6 protein-coding genes are annotated in these 6,890 nt (G+C 68.3%); 5 read left to right on the forward strand and 1 reads right to left on the reverse strand.

The window, feature by feature from the left end; genetic code table 11:
* Positions 1-461, forward strand: a 461-nt coding sequence (locus E2651_RS44375) for a hypothetical protein (protein WP_167829034.1), incomplete at its 5' end; no start/stop codon positions are given.
* Between the two features lie 44 nt (positions 462-505).
* Here the strand turns inward: E2651_RS44375 and mgrA are convergent.
* Entirely contained in the window at positions 506-1,543 is a 1,038-nt protein-coding gene (gene mgrA / locus E2651_RS39450) for an L-glyceraldehyde 3-phosphate reductase (protein ID WP_135336095.1), read from the reverse strand.
* A gap of 108 nt (positions 1,544-1,651) precedes the next feature.
* On the opposite strand from mgrA, the gene E2651_RS39455 reads away from it, so the two are divergent.
* From E2651_RS39455 to E2651_RS39470, 4 genes are all read left to right on the forward strand, one after another.
* Positions 1,652-2,413, forward strand: a complete 762-nt coding sequence (locus tag E2651_RS39455) for an isoprenyl transferase (RefSeq protein ID WP_135336099.1) — start codon at positions 1,652-1,654, stop codon at positions 2,411-2,413.
* A gap of 332 nt (positions 2,414-2,745) precedes the next feature.
* Positions 2,746-4,068, forward strand: coding sequence for a PhoH family protein (locus E2651_RS39460; protein WP_135336096.1), 1,323 nt, complete (start codon positions 2,746-2,748; stop codon positions 4,066-4,068).
* Positions 4,069-4,459: 391 nt separating this feature from the next.
* Entirely contained in the window at positions 4,460-5,200 is a 741-nt protein-coding gene (locus E2651_RS39465; RefSeq protein WP_209446361.1) for a lytic transglycosylase domain-containing protein, read from the forward strand.
* A gap of 135 nt (positions 5,201-5,335) precedes the next feature.
* Positions 5,336-6,757: an AI-2E family transporter gene (locus E2651_RS39470; protein ID WP_135336098.1), complete on the forward strand. Its 1,422-nt coding sequence runs from the start codon at positions 5,336-5,338 to the stop codon at positions 6,755-6,757.
* The last annotated feature ends 133 nt before the right edge of the window (positions 6,758-6,890 follow it).

Below are 6,890 nucleotides of genomic sequence, written 5' to 3' on the forward strand. Positions count from 1 at the left end.
CCCAGGCCCCGCACAACCCGCAGGCCGGCCTCCCCACCTACACCGGCCCCGCCCAGGACCCCGGCTACGGATACGGCTATGGCTACGGCCCGGTCGCCCCGCAGAAGATGCCGGGCGTCGTCCGCGCCGCACAGATAGTTCTCTGGGTCCTCGGCGGACTGCTCGTCCTCGGCTCGATCGGCCTGATCTTCACGGTCAACCCGGAGACGGCGGGCGCGGCCCTCGGCGTGAACGTCTGCCTGCTGGTCTCCGCGGGCATGGCTTTCCGCTTCGGCAGCGTGGGCAACGGCATCCGCGTCACGTGCATCGTCCTGATGAGCGTGCAGATCGCCATGGCCCTCGGCGGCGCGGCCAACGGCAACCCGGCCGGGCTGCTGCCGCTGCTCGGCGCCATCGCCGTCGTCGTCCTGCTCTCCCAGGGCATCGCGGGCGCCTGGTTCAAGCGCCCGCGCACCGTCTGAGTACGACCCCTATCTGCACGCCCCGTTAAAAGGGGCGTGGTCGATCAGCCCCGCCCGGCCCAGATATTGGTGCCGGGCGTGGACACCGCGTACGTATCGATCTCGGCGAGCTCCGAGTCCGTCAGCTTCGGACCCGCCAGCGCCGCCACGTTCTCCTCCAGCTGCTTCACGCTGGAGGCGCCGATGAGCGCGGACGTCATCCGCTCGTCGCGCAGGACCCAGTTGAGCGCCAGCTGCGCCAGCGACTGGTCGCGGCGGGCCGCGATGTCGTTCAGGCCGTTGAGGCGGCGCACCACCTCGTCGCTCAGGAGGCCGGGGTCGAGCGACTTGCCCTGCGTGGCACGCGAACCCTCCGGGATGCCCTTCAGGTACTTGTTCGTGAGCAGGCCCTGCGCGAGCGGCACGAACGAGATGCAGCCCATGCCCGCGTCCTCGAGAGTGTCGAGCAGCGCGTCGTCCTCGGTCCAGCGGTTGATCATCGAGTACGAGGGCTGGTGGATGAGGGCGGGCACGCCCATCTCCCGCAGCAGCCGCGCCGCTTCGGCGGTCTGCTCGCTGTTGTACGAGGAGACGCCCACGTACAGCGCCTTGCCCTGCTGGACGGCGGACGCGAGCGCGCCCATCGTCTCCTCGAGCGGGGTGTCCGGGTCGAAGCGGTGCGAGTAGAAGATGTCCACGTAGTCGACGCCCATCCGCTTCAGCGACGCGTCGAGGGACGAGAGCAGATACTTCCGCGAACCCCACTCGCCGTACGGGCCGGGGTGCATGAGGTAGCCCGCCTTGGTCGAGATGACCAGTTCGTCGCGGTATGTGGTGAAGTCCTGGGCGAAGATCTTGCCGAAGTTGAGCTCCGCCGAACCGGCCGGCGGGCCGTAGTTGTTCGCAAGGTCAAAGTGTGTGACGCCCAGGTCGAAGGCGCGGCGCAGGATGGCGCGCTGGCTCTCCAGGGACTTGTCGTCGCCGAAGTTGTGCCACAGGCCCAGGGAGACGGCCGGGAGCTTCAGGCCGCTGTGGCCTGTTCGCCGGTATTCCATGGAGTCGTAACGGTCCGCTGCCGCGCGGTACAGAGACGTGTCGTTCATGGGTACGAAGCTACTTCAGTGCGGGCTCACCCGAGGGTGGAGGATCGCTCGAGCGACGGTAGGCTTTCGCCTTCGGGGACTGCCATCTGCATGGAGGGGCTGACAGAAGTGAACCTGCGCGACCTGGTGTACGGACTTTACGCACGCCGGGTGGAAGGCCGCCTCGATCACGATCAGGTGCCCAAGCACATCGGCGTCATCCTCGACGGCAACCGGCGTTGGGCCAAGGCGTCCGGCGGGACCACCGAACAGGGCCACCAGGCGGGTGCGTACAAGATCGAGGAGTTCCTCGGCTGGTGCGCCGAGACGGACGTCGAGGTCGTCACCCTCTGGATGCTGTCCACGGACAACTTCGACCGCCCGGAGGCGGAGCTGAACCCGCTCCTCGGCATCATCGAGGACACCGTCCGCTCCCTCGCCGCCGACGGCCGCTGGCGCGTGCACCACGTGGGCACGATGGACCTGCTGCCCGCCCCCACCCAGATCGTGCTGAAGGAGGCCGAACAGGCCACCGACGGCAACAGCGGGATAATCGTCAACGTGGCCGTCGGGTACGGCGGTCGGCAGGAGATCGCCGACGCGGTCCGCTCGCTGCTCCTGGAGCACGCGGACAACGGCGGGACCCTGGAGGACGTCGCCGAGACCGTCTGCGTCGACCAGATCTCCAAGCACCTCTACACGAGCGGCCAGCCGGACCCCGATCTGGTGATCCGGACGAGTGGAGAGCAGCGCCTGTCCGGATTCATGCTCTGGCAGTCCGCTCACTCCGAGTACTACTTCTGCGAAGTCTTCTGGCCCGCCTTCCGCAAGGTCGACTTCCTGCGTGCCCTGCGTGACTACGCGGCCCGCCACCGGCGTTACGGCGGCTGACACCCCCCTGGTACCCCGCAAGGACGCTCATGCCGGTGAGGCGTGAGTAACCCAGAGTTCACGGACGCGCCGTCATATGCCATGGCATGGCTGCGCTTGTTCGAGGGAATAAGCCTTCCAGGTCGACATCCGAATCACGGATGTCGTATCTCAGCGGGCGGCATGGGGCCGTCCGCCCGGGAGGCCCTTTGCACCAGGACGACCGTGCGGTGAGCACGGGCGAAGTGGAGGGCCGGATCTCGGCCCGCGCACTGCGGTCGAGAGCCGGTCCGGATTTCTCCCGGCATCCTTCCCGTCGCTCCCCGACCTCATCCGAGGGGGTACGTCCTTCCGTGGTGACCAGCACAAAGCGCCGCATGCCCGACAGGCGCACCTATGTTCTCGACACCAGTGTTCTGCTCGCGGACCCGAACGCCCTGACCCGCTTCGACGAGCACGAAGTAGTGCTGCCCGTCGTCGTGGTGACGGAACTGGAGGCCAAGCGGCACCATCCGGAGCTCGGATACTTCGCCCGGCAGGCCCTGCGCCTGCTCGACGACTTCCGCATCCGGCACGGACGCCTGGACGCGCCGATCCCGATCGGCGACCTGGGCGGCACCCTGCGCGTCGAGCTCAACCACTCCGATCCCGGCGTGCTTCCGGCCGGCTACCGGTTGGGGGACAACGACTCACGGATTCTCGCCGTAGCGCGCAATCTCCAGGCAGAGGGGTACGACGTCACGGTCGTCTCCAAGGACCTGCCGCTGAGGATCAAGGCGTCATCGGTCGGTCTCCTCGCCGAGGAGTACCGCGCCGAACTCGCCATCACGGACTCCGGCTGGACCGGAATGTCCGAACTGACCCTCTCCGGTGAGCAGGTGGACCTCCTCTTCGAGGAAGACCATCTGTACGTCCCCGAGGCGGCCGACCTGCCCGTGCACACGGGCCTCACCATCCAGTCCGAGAAGGGCAAGGCGCTCGGCCGGGTCACGGCCGACGGCAACGTCCGTCTCGTACGCGGCGATCGTGAGGCCTTCGGACTGAAGGGGAGGAGCGCGGAACAGCGGGTCGCGCTCGATCTGCTCCTCGATCCGGAGGTCGGCATCGTCTCGATGGGCGGCCGCGCGGGCACCGGCAAGTCGGCGCTCGCGCTGTGCGCGGGGCTCGAGGCCGTCCTGGAGCGCCGACAGCACCAGAAGGTGATGGTCTTCCGGCCGCTGTACGCGGTGGGCGGGCAGGAGCTCGGCTATCTGCCCGGCACCGAGGCCGAGAAGATGGGGCCCTGGGCACAGGCCGTCTTCGACACCCTCGGTTCGGTGGCCGGCAAGGCGGTCATCGAGGAGGTCACCGCGCGCGGCATGCTCGAGGTGCTTCCGCTCACGCACATCCGGGGACGCTCGCTGCACGACGCGTTCGTGATCGTCGACGAGGCCCAATCCCTGGAGCGGAACGTTCTTTTGACCGTTCTGTCGCGTATCGGCGCGAACTCCCGTGTCGTACTGACCCACGATGTCGCCCAGCGCGACAACCTTCGCGTCGGTCGGTACGACGGGGTCGTCGCCGTCGTCGAGAAGCTGAAGGGCCATCCGCTCTTCGCCCACGTCACGCTCACCCGATCCGAGCGTTCGCAGATCGCGGCGCTCGTGACCGAAATGCTGGAGGACGGATCGATCTGAACCAGTTCACGGTGGTTACGCGGTAGTTGGCGCCGCCCGGCGAAGCGAAGGAGCTTAGCCGGGCGGCGTCTTGGCGTTCGCCCTTTTCCGAAAAACTCCTGGGGCAAACGAGGTGTGAGCTTTCACACGCAACGGGGAATTGCCTTGTGGCATCCGGCTGCGGCAGAGTCTGGGTCCTGTCAGGCCCCGCATGCGACACACCTGTACCCCCAGCGGTACCGCAACTCAGGAACAGCAGAACTTCATAGTGGCCGTCGCATGCCGCCCGAAGCACCACGCGGCACTCCCCTAACGGGAGTTGTCCACCGGGCCCGTGCCTCCCGTGACCGAGTACCAAGCGGAGGCCAGCGCCAGGGGCACGATTGCGTCCGCGAGGTCACCTATGCGGGCGATGCTGGAAGGAAACCGTGTGAGCCGGATTTCGGTCCGGGGATTCGCCGTGGCGTCAGCCACCGCGGTCACCACTGTCGGCGCTGTCGTCGGTGTCGCCTCGGGCAGCACCCAGGGCGCCTCGAATGACAACGACTTCGAGGCGACGGCAAGCGACGCGACACTCCTCGCAGACATCCCCGCGGGTCAGCAGGCCCAGGTACAGACCGCGTCCCTGACGCAGCAGGCCGAAGCACAGGCCACCGCTGCGGACACGGCCGCGAAGAAGTCGGCGGCGGAAGCGGCGCGCAAGCAGGCCGCAGAGTCGGCGATCGCGAAGCAGAAGGCCGCGGAGAAGGCGGAGGCAGCCGAGAAGGCCGCCGAGAAGAAGGAGCGCGAGGAGGCGGCCGAGACCAAGGCCAGCCGTTCCTCCACGCGTGACGCCGGCGACTTCGCCAAGCAGACTTCGTACTCCGTCTCGGACGTCCAGGCGATGGCACGGCAGATGGTCCCCGGTGACCAGTTCCAGTGCTTCAGCAACATCGTCAACCACGAGTCCACCTGGAACTACCAGGCCAGCAACGCCTCTTCGGGCGCGTACGGTCTGGTCCAGGCGCTGCCCGGCTCCAAGATGGCCTCGGCCGGAGCCGACTGGCAGACGAACCCCGCCACGCAGATCAAGTGGGGTCTGGGCTACATGAACGACCGCTACGGAAGCCCCTGCGGAGCCTGGGACTTCTGGCAGGCGAACAACTGGTACTGAGCCGCCCACCGCTCAACCTTTTGGAGACCCCTCACCGTCCTTCGGTGGGGGGTCTCAGCCGTGTACGCCGTGTACGGTCAGTCCGACAACTTCCAGGGGGGAGTGGTGGGGAAAGACGGGGGAAGAGGACGGATCATGTCGCGAGTGCCAGGGTGGCTCGGCCGGCTCGGTTCCGGACTGTCTCGCATGGGCGAGCGGCTGGAGGGGGCGTCGGGACCGGACGCCGACGCTCCGGACGCCGACGCTCCGGACGCCGACGCCCGGGAGACGGCCAAGCCGTCGCGGCGGTCGGCCGCCGATGAGGCCGCCGCTGTCGAGGGGGACGCGGCAGCGGTCGAGGCCGCCGGGGCCGCACCGGAACCGGTGGTGCCCGCGCCGCCCACGTACGCGCCTGCCATAGCGGCCAGGCCCGACCCCGTCGACGCGGTGCCGTGGGGGATGCGGGTCGCCGCCGAGGCCGGCTGGCGCCTTCTCGTCCTCGCGGGCACGCTCTGGGTGTTGATACAGGTGATCAGCGCCGTACAGCTGGTCGTCTTCGCCTTCATCGCCGCGCTGCTCATCACCGCGATGCTGCAGCCGACCGTGGCCCGGCTCAGGCGGCTCGGGCTGCCGAGGAGCCTGGCGACCGTCCTCACCGCCGTACTCGGCTTCGTCGTCATGGGGCTCGTCGGCTGGTTCGTGGTCTGGCAGGTCATGGAGAACGCGGACACGCTCTCCAGCCAGGTCCAGGACGGCATCGACGATCTGCGCAAATGGCTGCTCAACAGCCCGTTCCACGTCACCGAGGACCAGATCAACGACATCGCCAAGACGCTGCGCGAAGCGGTCGGGGCGAACACGGAGGAGCTGACGTCGGCGGGGCTCGAAGGGGTCACCGTGATCGTGGAGGCCATGACCGGCATCCTGCTCACGATGTTCTCGACGCTGTTCCTGCTGTACGACGGGAAGCGGATCTGGCAGTGGGTCCTGAAGCTGGTGCCTGCGCCTGCCCGGCCGGGGATCGCCGGAGCGGGGCCGCGAGCTTGGCGGACTCTGACGGCCTATGTGCGCGGCACGGTGATAGTCGCCCTCATCGACGCCATCTTCATCGGGCTCGGGATCTACTTCCTCGGGGTGCCGATGGCGGTGCCGCTCGCCGTCTTCATCTTCCTGTTCGCGTTCATCCCGCTGGTGGGTGCCGTGATCTCAGGTGCCCTCGCGGTGGTCGTCGCGCTGGTGACCCAGGGCGTCTTCACGGCCGTCATGACCCTGGCGGTCGTGCTCGCCGTGCAGCAGATCGAGGGGCACATCCTGCAGCCGTTCATTCTCGGCCGTGCGGTACGCGTGCATCCGCTGGCGGTGGTGCTTTCGGTGGCGGCGGGTGGGTTGGTCGCAGGGATCGGCGGGGCGGTGGTGGCGGTGCCGCTGGTGGCTGTCACCAATACCGTGGTGGGCTACTTGCGGGCGTACTCGCGGGAGGCGGCCCTGAAGCAGGCGCCGCAGCCGCGGGGGGCTACCGCGGTGGAGGTGGCCCCGGTGGATCCTCCGGCTTCCCCGTCGCCGGGTGCGGGCGCGTAAGCCTGCGGCGCTTCTTCCCCAACCCCGCCCCTTCCCGAACTTTCCGACTTCGTCGGGCTCATGGCGATGAGGAAGGCGAGGCAGATCACCGGCTCCGCCGAGTTCGTCCTCAAACGCCGGACGGGCTGAAATG

Source organism: Streptomyces sp. MZ04 (assembly GCF_004684775.1).
In the GTDB taxonomy this organism is placed as follows: domain Bacteria; phylum Actinomycetota; class Actinomycetes; order Streptomycetales; family Streptomycetaceae; genus Streptomyces.